Genomic DNA, 19,741 nt, shown 5'->3' on the forward strand with positions numbered 1-19,741 from the left:
TTCGGCGGGTCTCAGCGCCGAGCAGGTGCTGCCACTCGGGAGCCATCCCCTCAGTTCGATTCATGGCCCGACCTCTCCTCCAGCAGGCCGTGATCGACCAAGGACATCACGAAGTTCTGCACGGGCTGCGCGATCTCGTCGGACGGCCATCCGTGCTCAGCAGCCAAGAGCGCCACGAGCCCCTCCGTGTCGGAGACCCGCGGGGACGCCCGCCAGACCAGCAACCCTACCTGCGGCAACCGCACGATGACTCCTCGAGACGCCCTGAGCACCCACACCGCAGATCGATCATCGGGGTCCGTCTCCACAGCGATGTCCTCAGGGATGGCCCATCGGCCCTGGGTTTCTTCACGGCGAGTCATCGCTCGGCCCTCGTACGCAGCCGCGTTTCAAGCCGGTGAAGCACATCACCGAGGGCCGTGACGAATCGCTGCCGGAAAGCGTGCACATATTCACGGCGCGTGGGAGGGTGGCCCAGCTCGTCGCTCAAGAGGCCCTTGTTGACCATGAAGAATGCACGGAAGACCCGCCCCTTCGCCAGTGGCCCGCGTGCCGCCCGGAAACGCCCGCCCCACTCGTCCAGACGTGATCCTTGCCCGCTGGAGAAGTACTTCCACAACGCGTAGGCAGGCAGCCCACGGAATTCCTCGAGACCACCGACGGCGGCAGCCAGCGCCAGCCGAGCCTCCATCTCGTCGGCGCGCCGTACCACTGCGGCGCGGCTCCCCTCCTCAGCCCCGCCCCAGGCAGCCTCGAGGTCCTCGATCCGGTGGCCGCCGCTACGCGCGAAGTGAAGAAGCAGCACCAGTCGCTGATCGTTCAGCGACGGCACATCACAGGCCACCCCGGCGAGGGTCCGGGTTGTGCGCTGTCCCCACATGGCTTCGAAGGCCGTCGCGGGCTCGACATCGAACCCGGGCCACCAGCGATGTACATCCAGAAGGCCGAGCTCGTGGCGGAGGTTCATCGCGTGACCGAAAGCGGAGCCTTCGTCGAAACCTGTGATCTCGCGCCAACCTCGCGCCCGGAGCGCCTCGACAAAGGCAAGCACGTGCTGGGGGCGAACGAGGACGTCCACGTCAACGCTGTGCCGCGCCGCCCGCTGCAGGCGGAGATCCACTGCTGGGCCTTTGACGTGGAGAAGGTCGCAACCGACCTCGTCAGCGATGAGCTGTACATAAGCATGCAGCAGCCGGACACGGACTGTCTGAGGGACCTCGACGCAGTTTGCCGTCATCGTGTCCATTCGTCATCCCCTATCCTGGCCTTGCACGTTCCAACACACAGGCGCGTAGCGCCAACTTGCCTTGCCCTCGCGGCGAACTCAGCTCGTCAGACCTCTCTGCCGTAATTCGCGCAGGGCGACGTCCCATGCCTCCGAATCGGCGCCGGGCAAGCCCCACGATCGACCAATGAAGTCGGCCACGGCCTGCTCACTGCTCATCAGGGGCAATGGCGCGCCTGCGGAACGGAGACCCTCCAGAGAGGCAACGGCGTGCTCGATGTCCCCGGCCCGGCCGACATCCACATACTCCACCGGCGCACTCGCGACCGGGGCCGCAGCAGCAGCAAACCGCGCCAGGTCGGTCAACGACGTACGCTCACCGGTGCCACAGTTGAGAACCCGCAGGCTCCCGAGTCGACCCGGGTGATCGATGCACCAGGTGATCAGACGCGCAACATCGTCGACGTGCACGAAATCCCTCGTCGCAGAGCCATCGCCATAGACCGACAACGGTCGACCCTCGCGGAGGCGCGCGAGAAAAGCTGCCAGAACCCCCGTATAGGGATTGTGGAGTGCCTGTCCGAAGCCCACCACGTTCTGCGGCCGTAGAACAGTGACCGGGATCGCGGCAGCGTACTCCGCGAGGATGGCCTCCGCCTCGGACTTGGTTTCTCCGTAGACGGAAACAGGGCGGTGCGGGTCCTCCTCCCGGGACGGCGCGGCCTCTGCCTGGGGACAGCAACGCGCCCCGAACCGAGTGCCGTGGCGCCGGCACTCGTACCGTCCCTCGCCGTAGACGGCTCGGGACGACAGTGCGACGAGAGCGGCACCCCAAGAAGCCGCCGCAGCAGCCGCGAGCCGCGTCCCCTCCACGTTGACAGCCCTATAGCGCCCGGCCTCGTACATGGATTGTGCCGTACCGGTTTCAGCAGCCAGATGAACGACGACATCGAACCCCGGCAATGCGTCCCACGTGCTTGCCTGACTGACGTCTGCGATGACGACTTGCCCCGGAAAGCGCTGCACGGCAGCTTCTGCATGCTGGTGCACCTGGGCATTCAAACTGTCGACGGCGACCAGTTCATGCTCCGAGGCCAGCATGACGGCGACATGTTGACCGATGAATCCGGCCCCGCCGGTGATGAGAATGCGCATGGCGCCCTTCGTCGTGACCCGTTGCTCCGTGCCACTCTAACGCCCCGGCATGACGGGCGTCAGAACATGACGCCCCCCGTCACGTGTCCTTGAACACGCGACGGAGGGCGTCACCGGCGAGACCGCTGTGATCAGGCAGCCATGGCCTTGCTGAGGTTCTCGTCGATGGCGGCGAGGAAGTCCTGCGTGTTGAGGTACGGCTGGTCCTTGCTGATGAGCAGCGCGAGGTCCTTCGTCATCTTGCCCTCCTCGACCGTCTGCACGCAGACGCGCTCGAGGGTCTCGGCGAACTTCGTCACCTCGGGTGTGCCGTCGAGCTCGCCACGCTTGGCGATGCCGCGCGTCCAGGCGAAGATCGACGCGATCGGGTTCGTCGACGTCTCCTTGCCCTGCTGGTGCTGACGGTAGTGACGCGTGACGGTGCCGTGCGCGGCCTCCGCCTCGACCGTCTTGCCGTCGGGCGTCATGAGCACGGACGTCATGAGGCCGAGCGAGCCGAAGCCCTGCGCGACGATGTCGGACTGCACATCACCGTCGTAGTTCTTGCACGCCCAGACGTAGCCGCCCTCCCACTTGAGCGCAGAGGCGACCATGTCGTCGATGAGGCGGTGCTCGTACGTGAGGCCGCGCTTGTCGAACTCGGCCTTGAACTCGCGGTCGAAGACGTCCTGGAAGATGTCCTTGAACGCGCCGTCGTACGCCTTGAGGATGGTGTTCTTCGTGGACAGGTAGACGGGCATGTTGCGCTCGAGGCCGTAGTTGAACGACGCGCGAGCGAAGTCCTCGATCGACTTGTTGTAGTTGTACATGCCCATCGCGACGCCGCCGGACTCGGGGAACTCGGCGACCTCGTAGACCTGCTTCTCGCCACCGTCGGCCGGGGTGTAGGAGATCTCGACGGTGCCCGCACCGGGCACCTTGAAGTTCTGCGCCTTGTACTGGTCGCCGTGCGCGTGACGGCCGACGATGATCGGCTTCGTCCAGCCCGGCACGAGACGCGGCACGTTGCTGATGATGATCGGCTCGCGGAAGATCACGCCACCGAGGATGTTGCGGATGGTGCCGTTGGGGCTCTTCCACATCTCCTTGAGGCCGAACTCCTCGACGCGCGCCTCGTCCGGCGTGATCGTCGCGCACTTGACGCCGACGCCGTACTCCTTGATCGCGTTCGCCGCGTCGACGGTGACCTGGTCGTCCGTCGCGTCACGGTTCTCGATGCCGAGGTCGTAGTACTTGAGGTCGACGTCGAGGTAGGGGTGGATCAGGCGGTCCTTGATGAACTGCCAGATGATGCGCGTCATCTCGTCACCGTCGAGTTCGACGATGGGGTTCTTGACCTTGATCTTCTCCATGGCCTGTGCTGGCTCCTTCGATCAGTTGGTGCGACGAATGTTCGCTGCGCTCAGGCTATCGCCATCCCACCGGCTCCCCGCAACGTCGTCACGGCGCGCGCAGCGCCTGCGAGCCGCGACGGGGCATCGCACAACAGCGACACGATGTGACGTTCGTCACCATACCTGCGGGTAGGCGACGACACCCGCCCCCGCACCCCCCTCCGCGCCGGCGACAAATGCTGGGCGCACACTGCGAAAACCCTTGGAAATCCTCATGACCGGCAGCGAGGCACACTCAAGGGTGAGGTCGAATTAGCGCCGCGCCGCTGCCGTTGAATCAGGTCAGTTGTCCTAGATACAGACTTTGGTGCGGTTCGAGGACAGTCCGTAAGGTCTCAATGACACTCGCGCGCCATGCGCGAACACATCAGGAGGCACTGGGTGGATCTTCAGTCGTACATGCGCGCCATCATGAAGCGCTGGCGCATCATTGCCGGCTGCGTGCTCATCGCACTCTCCCTCGCCGTGCTCCTCACTCTCTTCACGCACAAGACGTACAGCTCGTCGGTGCGCTTCTTCGTCTCGACCGCGGATGCGTCGAACAACTCGCAGCTCGCGCAGGGCAACACGTTCACGCAGGATCGCGTCAAGAGCTACACCCAGCTCATGAAGACGCCGAAGGTGCTCCAGCCCGTCGCAGACGAGGTCAAGATGCCCGGCGGCGCGACGGCGATCGAGCCGAAGGTGACGGCGCAGGCCGCGCCGGACACCGTCATCATCAACACGAGCGTCGTCGACACGAGCCCGAAGCGCGCGCACGCCATCGCGCATGCGCTCGGCGAGCAGTTCCCCAAGGCCGTCGACGAGCTCGAGAGCGTCTCGAAGGACAAGCCGAGCCCCGTCAAGGTGACGCTCGTGCAGCAGGCGACCACGAGCACGAAGGTCGGCCCGAGCTGGCCGACGAACCTCGTCCTCGCGGGCCTGCTCGGCCTGCTCGCCGGCACCGCGCTCGCGCTGCTGCGTGAGCGTCTCGACACCAAGCTGCGCACGAAGGACGACGTCCTCCAGGCCGCTGACGACGTCACCGTCCTCGGCGCCGTGCCCTTCGACAAGGACGCGAGTGCCCACCCGCTCATCGTCGCCGACGACCCGCACTCGACGCGCGCGGAGGCGTTCCGCTCGCTGCGCACCAACCTGCAATTCGTCGACGCGACGGAGCACCCGCGCGTCATCACCGTCACCTCGTCGCTGCCCGGAGAGGGCAAGACGACGACGGCGGCGAACCTCGCTCTCGCGCTCGCCGAGTCGGGTGCGAGCATCTGCCTCATCGAGGGTGACCTGCGTCGTCCGCGGCTGCTCAGCTACATGGGTCTCGAGGGTGGCGTCGGCCTCACCGACGTACTCATCGGCCGTGTCGCCGTGCGTGATGTGGTGCAGCGCTTCGGCGAGCGCCGTCTCATGGTGCTCGGCTCGGGTGCGACACCGCCGAACCCGAGCGAGCTGCTCGGCAGTGAGCCGATGCGCGCGATGCTCGAGGATCTGCGTGGGCGTTTCGACTACGTCATCATCGACGCGCCGCCGTTGCTGCCCGTCACCGACGCCGCCGTCCTCTCGCGCGTCACGGACGGCACGCTGGTCATCGCGGGCGCCGGAATCGTCAAGCGCGACCAATTCCTCGACGCGCTCGACCACCTCGACGCCGTCGACGCGAAGGTGCTCGGTGTCGTGCTCAACCGTGTCGAGCGGGGCCCGCGCGGCAACTACTACGACTACCGCTACGACTACTCCCCCTCCACCGCCGCCGACGACGACAAGGGCCGCACCCTGACGAGCCGCCGCTCGAGAAAGGGCAACTGAGGCGATGTCTGCGCCGGGGGGATCAACCCGACTGCCTCTGAGGGAACGTGATCGCGCCGTTCGTTACGGCTGGTTCGCGACCGACCTCGTGCTCGTCCTGTGCGCCGCCTACGCCGCGGCATGGGTGCGCTTCGACCTCGACATCTCCGATTCGGCGTCCGTCGAGATCGCCATGTTCGCGTTGCTCGCGGTCGGGTTGTACGCCGTCATCGGTTTCGTCCTCGGCCCCTATCGCATCGGGCACGTGCGCGGTTCGTTCGAGGAGACCGCCGACATCGCCAAAGCGGCGGTGGCGACGGGGCTGGTGCTCGCCGTGCTGCGTCTGGCGTTCGGGGTGCCACACGTGCCGCGGAGCATGCCGTTCACGGCGCAGATGTTCGCGCTGCTCGGCATGTTCACGCTGCGCTTCCTCGTGCGCTCGTGGCGCTGGGGGCGGCGCGTCTCGCGTGAGCAGGACGTGCAGGCCATCGTCTTCGGCGCCGGCCACAGCGGGCGCCAGCTCGTGCGCGGTTTGCACCGGGACACCTCGGAGGGCACGCGGTACGTACCCGCCGCGCTCCTCGACGACGACCCGGGCAAGCGCCGCTTGAACGTCGACGGTCTGCGCGTCACCGGCACGCGTGAGGCCATCGCGCGCGAGGCGGAGCGCACCAACGCGAGCGCGCTCATCATCGCGGCGTCCACGATGCAGGGCGAGGACGTGCGTGACGTCACCGAGCGCGCCCGCCAGGCCGGTCTCGACGTGCTGATCATGCCGCCGCTCAACGAGATGTTCCACTCCCCACGGGGTGCGGATCTGCGTCAGCTCAACCTCGAGGACCTGCTCGGGCGTCAGCGGATCGAGTTGGATCAGACGGCGATTCGTCAGTCGATCGCGGGCAAGCGTGTGCTCGTGACGGGTGCGGGCGGTTCGATCGGTTCGGAGCTGTGCCGTCAGCTCGACAAGTACGGCCCGGCCAAGCTCGTCCTGCTCGATCGGGACGAGTCTGCGATGCACGCCGCACAGATGTCGATGACGGGTCGGGCGCTGCTCGACGACGGCACGCTCGCGCTGTGCGACATCCGTGACTCTCAATCGCTCGCGACGGTGTTCGAGCGGGAGCAGCCGCAGGTCGTGTTCCACGCCGCGGCGCTCAAGCACCTGACGTTGCTCGAGCAGTTTCCGATCGAGGCGTGGAAGACGAACGTCCTCGGCACCCTCAACGTGCTCGAGGCGGCGCAGGCCGTCGGCGTCGAGACGTTCGTCAACGTCTCGACCGACAAGGCGGCCTGGCCGTCGTCGGTGCTCGGGTACTCGAAGCGTCTCGCGGAGCGCCTCACGGCGTCGTTTGCGAGCGCCGGTGACGCCACGTACGTCAGTGTGCGTTTCGGCAACGTGCTCGGCTCGCGCGGCTCGGTCATCACGGCGTTCACGGCGCAGATCGAGCGCGGTGGCCCGGTGACGGTGACGCACCCGGACGTCGAGCGGTTCTTCATGCTCATCCCCGAGGCGTGTCAGCTCGTGCTGCAGGCGTCGGCGATCGGCACGGACGGCGAGGTCATGGTGCTCGCCATGGGCAAGCCGGTGAAGATCGTCGACGTGGCGCGCACGCTCATCGAAATGGCGGGCAAGCACGACATCGAGATCCAGTACACGGGGCTGCGCCCGGGTGAGAAGCTCTCGGAGCAGTTGTTCACGCCCGGCGAGGAGATCAAGACCTCCGAGCACCCGCTCGTCTCGCACGTCGGCGTGCCGGCGATCGACCCGCAGCTCGTGCGCGCGCAGTACTTCGAAACGGACGCCGACGCACTCGCCTGGATGGTCGAGCACTCCGGCGGCCATCGCGACCACGACCCGAGCAAGGACATCGACATCACCGCGGAGGGGCCGATCCTCTCCCCCGATTCCGTCGCCGATCACCATGGTGGGGAGAACATCTGATGCACGCCTCCCCCGTCGCGCGCGTCGCGCTGAAGGCCGGAACAGCCGCCGCTTTCACGACTTTCACCGCAGCCCCTCTGGTCCGCCGCGTGATGCTGCGAGCAGGAACGCTCGACATTCCGAACCACCGTTCGAGCCACACCACGCCGATCCCACGTGGTGGCGGCATCGCCTGCGTGTGCGGCGCAGCGGTCGGGGTGGCAGCCGTCGAGCTGACGGAACCGACGGCGCGCCGCCGTTTGCCCGCCGCCCTCGTGGCAGCGCCGCTGGCGATGGCAGCGGTCGGGTACGCCGACGACCACACCGGTGGGCTGCCGCCTCTCCCCCGGCTTGCGGCTCAGGCACTGGCCGGGGCCGTCACAGCCACGGCCGACCTCCCTCCGCTGGTTGCTGCTGCGGCCATCGTGGCCATGCCCGGGCTCGTCAATGTCGTCAACTTCATGGACGGCATCAACGGCATCACCGGTTCGACGGCTGCTGTCTGGGGCGTGAACGCCTACCTCGTGGCGCAGGCCGAGCAAGACGTGACCCTCGCGGTACTCGGTGCGGTCACCGCAGGCTCCGGGCTGGGTTTCCTCCCGTGGAACGCGCCAACCGCCAAGGTTTTTCTCGGCGACGCCGGCTCGTACCTGTTCGGCGGACTGTTCACGGTCGGGATCGTCGCGGCTGCGCGCGGGGGCGAGGGCCGCGCCTCCGCAACCCGTTGGCGTGCCGCCATGGCCACGGCTGCTCCGCTGTTGCCCTACGTGACCGATACTGCTCAAGCCATCATTCGTCGGGCGCGCGCAGGAGAACCGCTGACGGAGGCCCATCGGGAACACGCCTACCAGCACCTCGTCGACCACGTCGGATTGACCCACGCACGTGCCAGCGCCGCGCACGCCTTCGCTGCGATCACGGCGGCAGCGTCGGCGCGTGTGGGGAACCCAGCGGGAATGGCCGGCATGGCGGGCGCTGCGGGCGCATACGTCGTGGCTCCCTTCGCCCTGCGCAGTGCTCGACCGCGTCCCGACGCGGGCCGTGGATCGAAGGAGACCGCATGAAGATCGGAATGATCAGCCACTGGTATGACCCGGAGGGCGGTGCAGCTGCCGGGCCGGGCACGATCGCGCGAGCCCTGCGTGATCGTGGGCACGACGTTCACGTCGTCACGGGGTACCCCATCTACCCCGCCGGGAAGGTGTTCGACGGGTACCGCATCCGCCCGTACCAGCGTGAATGCATGGACGGCGTCACCGTCCATCGTTTCCCTGCCTATCCCAGCCACGACGATCGTGCTGCCCATCGCATGGCGAACTATCTCTCGTTCGCCACGACAGGGTCGATCGGTGCGTTGGCGGTCCTGCGCGATGTCGACGTCGTCTTCGTCTATTCGACACCGGCGACGGTCGGCGCCGCCGGTGTGCTGCTACGGCTCGTGGAACGGAAGCCCTACCTCGTCCAGATCCAGGATCTGTGGCCCGACACCGTCACCTCGTCGGGATTCGTGAACGACGCCGAGCGGGTCGGGACGATGGAAAAGGTCCTGCACCGAGCCTGCAACACGGTCTACCGCTTCGCTTCCCGGGTCGCCGTCACATCGCCCGGGATGGCCGACCTTCTCGTCGAGCGTGGTGTGCCGCGCGGCAAGATCCACTTCGTGCCCAACTGGGCCGAGGAACGAAGTTTTCACCCTGTCCCGGTAGACGCCAGTCTGCGGGATGAGCTCGGCCTGCCTTCGAGCGGTTTCGTCGCCATGTACGCGGGAAATCTCGGTGAACAGCAGTCACTCGAAACCGTGATCGGGGCGGCCGCACTGCTGCGCAATCACTCCGACATCACCTTCGCGTTCGTCGGCGCCGGCGTGGCGGAGGGGCGCCTCCGCCGCCTCGTCCAGGACGAGGGCCTCACCAATGTCGTCTTCTCGGGTGCTCAGCCGTTCTCGCGGATGGCGCAAGTACTCGCACTGGGAGACGTCCAGCTGGTCACGCTCAAGGACGTGCCGCTGTACCGTGCGACCCTGCCGAGCAAGCTGCAGGCCAATCTCGCCTGCGGTCGTCCGACGATCGCCGCGGTTGCCGGCGATGGCGGAGCTCTCATCGAAGCCGCCGGCGGCATCGCGGTCACGCCCGAAAGCCCCGATGAACTCGCGGACGCTGTGGGCGCCATGGCCTCCAGCTCTACTGAGGAGCGCTCGGCGCTCGGCCGCCTCGCGCGTGACTACTACCTGGCCAACTACAGCGAGCAGGTCATCGGTGATCGGCTGAGCGAACTGCTCCTCTCCGTCGCGGAGGGGGCACGATGAGCCGGGTGGCCGTCGTCGGTGCGAGCGGCTTCGTCGGATCGGCTGTTGTCGAGGCCTTGACGCGGCGGGGCCATGAGGTCGTGCCGGTGCGTGCACCGCGCCTCACAGCCGCCTCTGATGCCGAGGAGCAACGGGCCGCCGACGAGCTAGCCCCGTCATTCGCTGGAGTCGACGCCGTCGTGAACGCTGCTGGAATCGCGGAGGCGACGGGGGATGACGCCGCCATGGCTACGGCGAACGGTGTGTTGCCTGCGGCAGTCGCGCGGGCGTCGCGACGCCATGCCGCGAGGTTCGTCCACGTGAGCAGTGCGGCAGTTCAGGGGAACGCCGACCTGCTCGATTCGTCAGAGGCAACGCACCCGTTCTCGCCGTACTCCCGCAGCAAGGCCGACGGTGAGCGGCGAGTGCTCACCGCCCGCCGCGAGGGGCTCGAGGCGGTCGTGTACCGCCCGCCGGGCGTTCACCACCCCTCTCGCCGCGTGACCGGGCGACTCGTCTCGCTCGCGGCCTCACCCGCTTCAAGTGTCGCGGGGGCCGGGAATCGCCCCACGGCGCAGGCTCTACTCGAGAACGTCGCCGATGCCATCGCGTTTCTCGCGACGTGTGAGACGTTGCCCCCGGCCATCGTCCACCACCCCTCGGAAGGCCTGACCACTTCGGGTCTTCTCGAAGCTCTCGGCGGGCGACCACCCCGTCGCCTGCCGACCCCGCTCGCGCGGGGCCTGGTCTCGGCAGGCAAGCGCGCTAATCGGGTGCGGCCGGGACTGGCCGGTCAGGCTAGGCGCCTCGAGATGCTCTGGTTCGGGCAGGCACAAGCACCCTCGTGGCTCACCGCAGCGGGCTGGAGACCTGTCGCCCCCCTCGATCATTGGATGACCCTCGGACGTGCCGTCCGCGAAGGAGAACACGCATGACTGACCTCACCGGCAAGACCATCGCCATCACTGGCGGCACCGGGTCGTTCGGTTCGACGATGGTGCGCCACCTCCTCACGCAGGATGTCGCGCAGGTGCACGTCCTGTCTCGCGACGAGGCGAAGCAGGATGAGATGCGCAAGCGCTTCAACGATGCGCGGCTCAAGCTGTTCCTCGGCGACGTGCGTGACGCACACTCTGTCGAGGACGCTTTCGTCGGCGCCGACTACGTCTTCCACGCGGCAGCCCTCAAGCAGGTGCCGAGCTGCGAGTTCTTCCCCGACCAGGCGGTGCGCACCAACATCGACGGCAGCAACAACGTGCTGCGCGCAGCCAGCCGCGCCGGGGTTCGTTCCGTCGTGTGCCTGTCGACCGACAAGGCGGTCTACCCCGTCAACGCGATGGGCATGACGAAGGCCCTCATGGAGAAGAGCGCGCAGGCGTTCGCTCGCAACAACCCCGGCTCCCCCAGTGTCGTGTCGACGACGCGCTACGGCAACGTCATGTACAGCCGCGGCTCGGTGATCCCCCTGTTCGTCAAGCAGATCATGGACGGCAAGCCGCTCACCCTCACCGAGCCAAGCATGACCCGCTTCCTCATGTCACTCGACGACTCGGTCTCGCTCGTGCTCCACGCGTTTGAGAACGCCGAGCGCGGCGACCTGTTCGTCCGCAAGGCCCCCGGATGCACCGTAGAGACGCTCGCGCGGGCGACGGCCAAGGTGCTCGGCGTCGACGACCCGCAGATCAAGGTCATCGGTGCGCGCCACGGTGAGAAGATGCACGAGACGCTCCTGTCGAGCGAGGAGATGGTGAAGGCCACCGACCAGGGTGACTACTACCGTGTGCCACTCGACGCTCGCTCCCTCGAGTACGAACTGTTTACGTCCGAGGGCGAGGCCGAACTCAAGGACGCGACGGACTACACCTCCGCCAACACCGAGCAGCTCGACGTCGACGGCGCCGTCGACCTGCTCATGACCCTGCCCGAGATCCAACAGATAGTTGAGGCCCGCGCATGAAGATCGTCATCACCGGAGCGCACGGCTTTCTCGGCTGGCACACGCGCGCACGACTGCACACGCTGACCGACCATGACGTCGTCGCCATCGGCCGCGAGAACTGGGACGAACTTCAGGCGCACGTCGCGGACGCCGACGCCGTCATGCATCTGGCCGGCATCAACCGTGCGGAGACGGACGCTGCCGTCGAGCAAGGCAACGTCGACCTCGCACAGGACGTCGCCGACGCCGTGCGCGCAGCCGACAAGCCTGTGCGCATCGTCTACTCGAGTTCCACGCAGGTCGGCAACGGCTCTCCCTACGGCCGCGGCAAGGAGCGCGCGGGCGAGATCCTCGCCGACGCCGCTACCGCGAGCGGCGCCGCCTACGTCGAGGTACGCCTGCCCAACATCTTCGGTGAGCACGCTCGCCCGTACTACAACACGTTCGTCGCGACGTTCATCGACAAGCTGGTCGAGGGCGAGACCCCGACGGTCAACGACAACCCCGTCGAGCTGCTGCATGTGCAGGATGCCGCGGCCTCGCTCATCGAGGCCCTGTCTTCGCGCGACCGCCTCATCCGTCCGCATGGCCACGACACGCGTGTGCCCGAGGTGCTGTCGTTGCTCGAGCAGTTCCACGACGTCTACGGCCGCGGCGAGATCCCGAAGCTGCCGACGCGTTTCCACACGAACCTGTTCAACACCTACCGGGCCGCGACGTTCCCGAACAAGTACCCGTTCTCACTCATGGTCAACGCCGACCAGCGCGGTGAACTGATCGAGACGGTGCGCGCTCATGGCAGCGGCGGCCAGTCGTTCGTGTCGTACACGAAGCCGGGCAAGACACGCGGCGAGCACTACCACCTGAGCAAGATCGAGCGTTTCGTCGTCATCAGCGGCAAGGCGCGCATCTCGCTGCGTAGGGTGCTGACCGACGAGGTCGTCGACTTCGACGTCGACGGCACGAAGCCGGCCGTCATCGACATGCCGACGCTGTGGGTGCACAACATCACGAACACCGGGGATGAGGACGTCATCACGATGTTCTGGGCCGACCAGCTGTTCAACCCGGCTGCTCCCGACACGTACTGGGAACCGGTGCGACGCGCCGAGAGCAAGGAGGCCTGAACGATGAAGGTCATGACCATCGTCGGCACGCGCCCGGAGATCATCCGGCTCGCGCGCGTGATGAACCGGCTGGACAACACGCCGGGCGTCGAGCACGTCATCGTGCACACAGGACAGAACTACGACTACGAGCTGAACGGGGTCTTCTTCGACGACCTCGGCGTGCGCAAGCCCGATCACTTCCTCGCCGTCCATACCTCGAGCCTCGGTGCCGTGCTCGGTGGCACGCTCATCAAGAGCGAGGAGGTGATGCGCGCCGAGCAGCCCGACGCCGTCCTCGTGCTCGGTGACACGAACTCGTGCATCGCCGCCGTCATGGCCAAGCGCCTGCGCATCCCGACGTACCACATGGAGGCTGGCAACCGTTGCTTCGACGAGAACGTGCCGGAAGAGACGAACCGACGCCTCGTCGATCACGTCGCCGACTTCAATCTTGTCTACACCGAGCACGCCCGCCGCAACCTTCTCGCCGAAGGCCTGCACCCGCGCCGCATCATCAAGACGGGCTCGCCCATCCGTGAGGTCGTCGAGGCGTACACCGAGCAGATCAAGACCTCCGACATTCTCGCTCTGCGCGGGCTCGAGGAGGGTAAGTACTTCCTCGTCAGCGCGCACCGCGAGGAGAACGTCGACAATCCCGAGCGACTGCGCGCCCTGCTCGACGGACTGATCGCCGTCCACGACGCCTTCGACATGCCGGTGTTCGTCTCGACGCACCCGCGCACGCGCAAGCGTCTCGAAGCGTTGCCGGGGTGGACGGAGCCGGAGGGCATCACGTTCAGCGAGCCGCTGGGCTTCCACGACTACAACAAGCTGCAGCTCTCCGCCGCGTGCGTGTTGTCGGATTCGGGCACGATCGCCGAGGAGAGTTCCCTCATGGGTTTCCCCGCCGTCACGCTGCGCGACTCGATCGAACGCCCCGAAGCGCTTGACACGGGCGCCATCATCATGACCGGCCTGCACGCCGACGACATGGTGACGGCCGTGCGCATCGCCATGGAATCAGGCTACGAGCGCGACGGCGTCAGCAACATCACCCCGGAGGACTACCTCATCGACAACTGCAGCCAACGAGCGGTGAACTTCATCCTCTCCACCGCACACCGCCACCACCAGTGGGCGGGAATCCGACCAGGAGGATCGCGATGACCGACAAAGATTTGAACTCCTTCCTCACGCGCCTGCGGGTGGCACGCCTCCTCGCCGCGTCGACCAACGACATTCCTGTATGGCGCACAATGCGCCGCAAAGGCCTGGAAAGGCTGCTCGAAGCACCGGGGCTTCGCATGTCGAGCAACGTGCGACTCGACCGCTCTCACCCGGAGCTTGGTGGACGACTAGTCCTCGGGCGAGACGTAGAGATTGGGCCGCGTTGCATCCTCGACATCTCGGGAGGCATCACAATTGAGGACGGAGTCACCGTCTCCGAGGATTCTCTGCTTCTCAGCCACGACCACAACTTCCAGGATGCCGACACCCATTGGCGCGACCAGGGCAAGGTCGCCCGTCCACTCGTCATCGGACGCGGCGCATGGATCGGTGCTCGAAGCACTGTGCTCGGTGCGACGCAAACAATCGGCGAAGGCGCGGTCGTGGGCGCCTGTTCGCTCGTGACGAAGCCGATCGAGCGAATGGCGCTCGCTATGGGTGCCCCGGCGAGAGTTCGACGTCACCGCACGAGTGCACGAGAGCAGCAGTGACCCTGAGCGCGCGATCATCTGCCGTCCGTGCTGGGCTCGCCTACGCAGTTGCCGTAGGTGGCCTGTTCTTGGCCGAGCTGCTTCTGAGCCGATCTCAGAATGAGACGACGTTTGGTGAGTACCAGATCGTCAGGCAACTCGTGCCTCTGGTCGTTGCCCTCGCCCTCATGGGAATTGACCAGGCCCTTATGCGGCGAACAATCGAGACCGGCGACGACGGGTTGTTCCGTCCTTACGTGCGCCGGTCGTTCGCCGCTGCAGCCGCCATCGGCGCCGTCGGCGCCGCCGTGGTCGCGACGGTCTACCACGTCTCGGCCATTACGATCGTCGCCGCTGCACTGGCGCCTCTCTTCGTCGTATCGACCGAGCTGGCAGCTGCTGTGCTGCGCGCCCACGGGTCGTATGTAGCCGCTGCGATGCTGCAACAGGGATACCGCCTTCTCACGGCGTTCTCCCTCGTCGTTGTCGTGCTCATGGGTTCAGTGTCCACGTCCGTCGCCAACGGAGCGCTTCTGGCCTCTTCGGTGACCTGTGGCATCGTCGCGCTACCGGTGCTCGCGCGCACGGCCAACACCGGGGCGCGCCGCGACCGGGAGCTTCATCGCGTCGGTGTCGGCTTCGGTGTCTCGATGCTCACCTTCGCTGCTCTGGACTGGGCCGATCAGGCGCTCCTGTCACACAGGTTTTACACCCTGGCGGCAGGCGGTGCCTATGCGGCGAACAAGCTCGTGACCGTGTACCCGGCCATCACCTTGGCCTCGGTGCTCGGGTTCGTCGCGCTGCCCGAGCTCGTCCGCCGAGCGTCCTCTATGACGAGGGCTCGCTTCCTCCGCATGCTCGCGGCGGCCGGCGTCGTCTCGATCGTCCTGGCCGTCATACTTGGATCGCTCCTCCACTGGTCGGGCACGATGTTCGTGCGAACCCAGCCGAACCCCCTGGCTGTTTACCTCCTGGCGCTGACCGGCGCCCTCCGCCTCGCGTATGTCGTCCCTAGTGCCGTGCTGGGCTCCACAGGAACGAGCCGAACGATCTTGCGGTCGGCGTTCCTTGGCCTTCTGGCCATCCCACTCCTGGCCGTCCTGCTCTTGGTCTTGCCGATAGATGACCCGGTTCTGCTCGGTTCGGTTGCCATTCTCAGCGCCACAGCCTTCCGCTTTGCCGTCGCGACCTGGTTCGCGGCACAGTCGATCGGCCAGGCCGCCGTCGCTGGGGGCGCAACGAGGCCGTCGAGCGTCTTCCCGCCTCACGAGACGCCTGTCGCCCATATCGTCGCGCCATACTCCGCGCCTATCAGACGCCGCCCCACGCCCACGACTTCTTGCCCGTCCCGTGCGTCCACACCAAGACGGCGTCGTCACGGGGCAACCGGGACAACGCCTGACCCGGCCGTCATCCGAACGATCTTTGCGTCGGTCTTGACTGTCGTCGGGACAACTGTCCTCGTTCTCACAACGCCGCGTGAGGCGAGCAGCACACCCGATTCCACAGCGTGGATCTTGTGCGTCCTAACCATCCCCTGGGTGTTCCTCGCGCTGCGTTCCCTTGCCGGACGCTGGCCCGAGAGCTTCTGGCTCAGCCCGTCGGGAATGGCAATGGTGTACCTGTGGGTCTCCGTGCTCGTCGTCCCCGTGTTGTGGCGCGTGGGACTGGCAACGCCATGGGACGACTTCAACGCCCAGCCCGACGACGTCATCTGGATCGCTATCGGTCTCCTTGCTGTCATGACCGCGGTCAGCGCTGCAGCAATGGCTGGCCGCAAGCCAGCACGGATCACTTTCCGAGCCCCTTCACCCTCGGCGCTGACCGTGCCGCTCCTTATTGCGTTCGCCGCTGGACTCGTGGCCATGGCGGTCCTATACCTGGCCGTCGGAGGCTTTGGCGCTCTCCTGTCCTCGTTGGGGACGCGCCGGGACGCGCTGGCCGGCCTCGGCCTCCTCAACGGTGTAGCCGCAGTGCCGGGCGCCGCTGCCCTCTTTGCGATGATGTGCGAGCGGGTCACGCCCTTTCAAAAGCTCTTGGCGCTGGGGTGTGCCCTCGAATTCATCCTCTACCTCTTTGTCAGCGGGTCCCGCTTCCCGCTCATCGCGTTCCTGCTGGCGTTGCTCGTCGCACGAGCTCACCACCGCCCGATCTCACTGGCGTCTTTCGGTCTGCTCGGGGCCCTGGCTGTCCCATTTAGCGTGTGGTACGCAGTGGCCGTCCGGCAGACGAGCAAGGGCGCGACAGGCAGCTCCGTCTTCGGAGGCGAGGGCCTACGCGACGTCTTGAAGTCCGTCATTGACCCCTTCGTCTTCGGTGGGCTCGACGTGTTACGCACCCTCGGGGCGGTCATCGCGCATGGAGAACCGTTATTCGCGAACGGGATCTTGCAGTTCTTGGGTGGCCCGTTCACTCTCGTGCCCCGGTTTATTTGGCCCGGAAAACCGGATGGTCTCTCCATCGCGTTCTCTCAGGAGTACTTCCCCGACCGCTGGGCCGACGGTACAGGTGTCCCGCCTTCCCTTCTCGCTGAAGGGCCATATCTGTTCGGAAAGCTCGGAGCCATCCCCTACTTGGCCGCCGCCGCATTCGTTCTCGCGTGGGCAGGCAAGCGCGTGTGGCAATCCTCCTCGGCATTCACGCGACTCGCCGGAATCATGCTCACTACCGACACCATCGTGCTCGTCAAATCCGGAAGTGACTCGTTCCTACGAATGCTCACGCTTCACGCCCTCGCCTGCGCGTTCTTCGCCCTCCTTGCGCGCATCGCCGGATTCATCGGCACCACGAAACCCATGGAGAACCACGATGAAGACCCTGTTAATCGATCTGTTGCCTTACGAGCACTCGACAAGGACGCGAAAGCTCGGAGAGCGTCTGGCGGCCGCCGGCGCCATCTGCGAGGCGATCACACTGTCTCAGGTCGGACGCGTGGGCATCGCCGGGAGTCAAAATGACGCGGTCGTCGACGGAGTCGCGGTGCGCAAAATCGCGACCCCCACGCCCGCACAGGGCGCCTCGACGCGAACCGCGATCATTAACCTTGTCAGGACGTATCCCAAGGCTATAGCCACGCTCGCCTGGCGGGCCATCCGCACGCCAGCCGACGCCATCGTCGTTGGCCACATGTCCCTCTTTTGGATTGGTCTCGCCCACCACAAACGCCATGGTTCCAAGGTCCTCCTCAACGGGCGCGAGCGCCCGGGAGGGATCAACACCAAGGGCTCGTTGGGCACGGCGTTCTCTCGCGTTGAACCGGCCGTGCTGAGGCGGTTGTCTGGGATCAGGGATCTCGCAGTCGTGGCAGTGTGCGACGGTCACGCCGACGACTTCCGCGCACTCGGGCTTGAGACGTTGGTGGCGCGCAACGCGCCCGCGGCCGCCTTTCGGAGTGACTTTGTGCCGACCCCGGACGAGGACGTTGTGCGCGTCGCGTGCGTGGGCAGCCTCTACGAGGGCCGCGGAATCGAGCTGCTCATCAAGGCGACCGATGCAGCTCAGGCGGCCGGCGCTCAGGTGGTTCTTGAAGTAACGGGCCGTGGAGGCGCCGAGTACGTGACCGCACTGAAAAATCTCGCAGCTTCGTGCCGCCATTCCGATGCCATCGTCTTCCACGGGCCTTGCGCTCCGGAGGAGGTTCCTGCGGCGTATCACCGCGTTCACGTGGGCACCGCGCTGTACGAGGCCGTCGATGCGGCCAACGACTCCCTGTCGAACAAGATTTTCGAGTCGGTCGTGAGTGGCCGACCGGTCCTCGCCGGGAACCTTTCTGAGAACCGCCGGTTCGTTCGTGAACACCGTCTCGGGTGGGTGACCGACGTGACTTCGGAGGGCTTGACCAATGCACTGCTCGACATCTATGCGCGCCGCGCCCAGTTGCCGGGGCTTGCTGTGGCGGTTCACGAAACATCCCGCGCTTTCTCGTGGGAAACGGAATCCGCGCCCGTCGTGGCGTGGGTCCTGGGTTCTTCTCACCTCACCGACGACGAAATGGAAACGAAGTGAAGATCAGTGTTATCGGCCTTGGCTACATCGGGTTGCCCACAAGTGCCGCCTTGGCCTCTCGGGGCGCTCGCGTGCTCGGCGTCGACCTCAATACCCACTTCGTCGACGAGATCAACGCCGGCCGTGTGCCGATCGTAGAGCCGGACCTCGACTCTGCCGTCGAGAAGGCCGTGGCAGACGGCATGCTCACTGCTTCCACCCAGGTGGAAAGGGCCGACGCATTTCTCATCGCTGTGCCCACCCCTTTCAAGGGCGACCACGAGCCTGACCTGTCGTATATCGAGTCGGCGGTGTCCTCCATTGCACCTGTGCTCCAGCCTGGAAACATCGTGATCCTGGAGTCCACGAGCCCCGCCGGCACGACTCGCAAGATTTCCGAGTGGCTGGCCCAGGCGCGCCCGGACCTCACGTTCCCCCACGACCACGAGTCGCCGGACGTTTTCGTCGCGCACTGCCCCGAGCGAGTCCTGCCCGGTCGCATCATGATCGAGATGGTCAGCAATGACCGCGTCGTCGGTGGTATTTCACCTCGTTGCGCCCAGAAGGCCGCCGAGATCTACCGAATCTTCTGCGAGGGCGAGATCCTCTTGACAGACGCGACCTCCGCGGAGATGGCCAAGCTCACCGAGAACGCATTCCGCGACGTGAACATTGCCTTTGCAAACGAGTTGGCAGAGATCTGCCGCCACATCGAGGTCGACGTGTGGGAGGTCATCCGCCTCGCGAACCGCCACCCTCGCGTGAGCATCCTCAACCCCGGCCCCGGAGTGGGCGGTCACTGCATCGCGGTCGACCCGTGGTTCATCGTGCATGCTGCGCCCGACCAGGCGAACCTCATTCGCACGGCCCGAGAGACCAACGACGCCCGCCCCGACACCGTTGTCGCCGATGTTGCGCGCATCGCGCCGCCCGGTGCGACCATCGCCTGCCTCGGGCTCGCATTCAAGGCCAACATAGACGACCTACGCGAAAGCCCGGCTGTCACCGTGGTCTCGCGGCTGAGCAAGGCAGACCCGACGTGGCAGCTTCTTGCCGTGGAGCCCCACGTCGAGCACCTGCCTGCGGCCCTCGAGACGTTGGAAAACGTCCGACTCGAGAGCCTCGATGTTGCCCTAGCATCAGCAGACGCCGTTGTGCTGCTTGTCGATCACGACCGGTTCAAGGCCATCAGCAACAACGAGATCCGCCAGATCCCCCATGTCGACACACGGGGAATCTGGCGAGAGTAATCAGGTA

Annotated in this window: 16 protein-coding genes; 12 read left to right on the forward strand and 4 right to left on the reverse strand. The window is 66.2% G+C overall.

Features of this window, described 5'->3' with window-relative positions:
• Nucleotides 1–50: 50 nt before the first annotated feature.
• The 4 genes from EDC82_RS10320 to EDC82_RS10335 form a co-directional block, all read right to left on the reverse strand.
• Entirely contained in the window at nt 51–362 is a 312-nt protein-coding gene (locus EDC82_RS10320; protein ID WP_038569058.1) for a PqqD family protein, read from the reverse strand.
• Nucleotides 359–1,246 carry a nucleotidyltransferase family protein gene (locus tag EDC82_RS10325; protein WP_051806060.1) on the reverse strand — a complete coding sequence of 296 codons (888 nt, stop codon included), beginning with the start codon at nt 1,244–1,246 and terminating at the stop codon, nt 359–361. The genes EDC82_RS10320 and EDC82_RS10325 overlap by 4 nt, the downstream gene beginning before the upstream one ends.
• A 78-nt stretch (nt 1,247–1,324) precedes the next feature.
• Nucleotides 1,325–2,380: an NAD(P)-dependent oxidoreductase gene (locus EDC82_RS10330; RefSeq protein WP_038569060.1), complete on the reverse strand. Its 1,056-nt coding sequence runs from the start codon at nt 2,378–2,380 to the stop codon at nt 1,325–1,327.
• 131 nt (nt 2,381–2,511) lie between these two features.
• Complete coding sequence (locus EDC82_RS10335) at nt 2,512–3,732, reverse strand: NADP-dependent isocitrate dehydrogenase (protein ID WP_131941408.1); 1,221 nt, start codon at nt 3,730–3,732, stop codon at nt 2,512–2,514.
• Nucleotides 3,733–4,155: 423 nt separating this feature from the next.
• On the opposite strand from EDC82_RS10335, the gene EDC82_RS10340 reads away from it, so the two are divergent.
• The 12 genes from EDC82_RS10340 (at nt 4,156) to wecC (ending at nt 19,734) form a co-directional block, all read left to right on the forward strand.
• On the forward strand, nt 4,156–5,571 hold the full coding sequence (locus tag EDC82_RS10340; RefSeq protein ID WP_131941410.1) for a polysaccharide biosynthesis tyrosine autokinase: 1,416 nt from the start codon (nt 4,156–4,158) through the stop codon (nt 5,569–5,571).
• Between the two features lie 4 nt (nt 5,572–5,575).
• The gene (locus EDC82_RS10345) at nt 5,576–7,492 is read left to right on the forward strand and encodes a nucleoside-diphosphate sugar epimerase/dehydratase (RefSeq protein ID WP_131941412.1); all 1,917 of its coding nucleotides are present in this window, start codon (nt 5,576–5,578) and stop codon (nt 7,490–7,492) included.
• Entirely contained in the window at nt 7,492–8,535 is a 1,044-nt protein-coding gene (locus tag EDC82_RS10350) for a glycosyltransferase family 4 protein (protein ID WP_131941415.1), read from the forward strand. The genes EDC82_RS10345 and EDC82_RS10350 overlap by 1 nt, the downstream gene beginning before the upstream one ends.
• Before the next feature lie 8 nt (nt 8,536–8,543).
• The gene (locus EDC82_RS10355; protein WP_235006297.1) at nt 8,544–9,776 is read left to right on the forward strand and encodes a glycosyltransferase family 4 protein; all 1,233 of its coding nucleotides are present in this window, start codon (nt 8,544–8,546) and stop codon (nt 9,774–9,776) included.
• The gene (locus EDC82_RS15290) at nt 9,773–10,690 is read left to right on the forward strand and encodes an NAD(P)-dependent oxidoreductase (RefSeq protein ID WP_131941420.1); all 918 of its coding nucleotides are present in this window, start codon (nt 9,773–9,775) and stop codon (nt 10,688–10,690) included. The genes EDC82_RS10355 and EDC82_RS15290 overlap by 4 nt, the downstream gene beginning before the upstream one ends.
• Nucleotides 10,687–11,712 carry a polysaccharide biosynthesis protein gene (locus EDC82_RS10365; protein WP_131941422.1) on the forward strand — a complete coding sequence of 342 codons (1,026 nt, stop codon included), beginning with the start codon at nt 10,687–10,689 and terminating at the stop codon, nt 11,710–11,712. Before EDC82_RS15290 ends, EDC82_RS10365 begins: the two co-directional genes overlap by 4 nt.
• A complete protein-coding gene (locus EDC82_RS10370; RefSeq protein WP_131941425.1) occupies nt 11,709–12,821 on the forward strand; it encodes an NAD-dependent epimerase/dehydratase family protein in 1,113 nt (370 codons plus the stop codon). The genes EDC82_RS10365 and EDC82_RS10370 overlap by 4 nt, the downstream gene beginning before the upstream one ends.
• A gap of 3 nt (nt 12,822–12,824) precedes the next feature.
• Nucleotides 12,825–13,970, forward strand: coding sequence for a non-hydrolyzing UDP-N-acetylglucosamine 2-epimerase (wecB, locus tag EDC82_RS10375; protein ID WP_131941428.1), 1,146 nt, complete (start codon nt 12,825–12,827; stop codon nt 13,968–13,970).
• Nucleotides 13,967–14,521 (forward strand): acyltransferase, encoded by a 555-nt coding sequence (locus tag EDC82_RS10380; protein WP_131941430.1) that lies wholly within the window; start codon nt 13,967–13,969, stop codon nt 14,519–14,521. The genes wecB and EDC82_RS10380 overlap by 4 nt, the downstream gene beginning before the upstream one ends.
• Nucleotides 14,522–14,589: 68 nt before the next feature.
• Nucleotides 14,590–17,457, forward strand: a complete 2,868-nt coding sequence (locus tag EDC82_RS14575; protein ID WP_160126231.1) for a hypothetical protein — start codon at nt 14,590–14,592, stop codon at nt 17,455–17,457.
• On the forward strand, nt 17,432–18,505 hold the full coding sequence (locus EDC82_RS10390; RefSeq protein WP_160126232.1) for a glycosyltransferase: 1,074 nt from the start codon (nt 17,432–17,434) through the stop codon (nt 18,503–18,505). The genes EDC82_RS14575 and EDC82_RS10390 overlap by 26 nt, the downstream gene beginning before the upstream one ends.
• On the forward strand, nt 18,502–19,734 hold the full coding sequence (gene wecC, locus EDC82_RS10395) for a UDP-N-acetyl-D-mannosamine dehydrogenase (RefSeq protein ID WP_200829296.1): 1,233 nt from the start codon (nt 18,502–18,504) through the stop codon (nt 19,732–19,734). Before EDC82_RS10390 ends, wecC begins: the two co-directional genes overlap by 4 nt.
• The last annotated feature ends 7 nt before the right edge of the window (nt 19,735–19,741 follow it).

The organism is Dermacoccus sp. SAI-028 (assembly GCF_004346775.1).
Taxonomy (GTDB): Bacteria; Actinomycetota; Actinomycetes; order Actinomycetales; family Dermatophilaceae; genus Dermacoccus; species Dermacoccus nishinomiyaensis.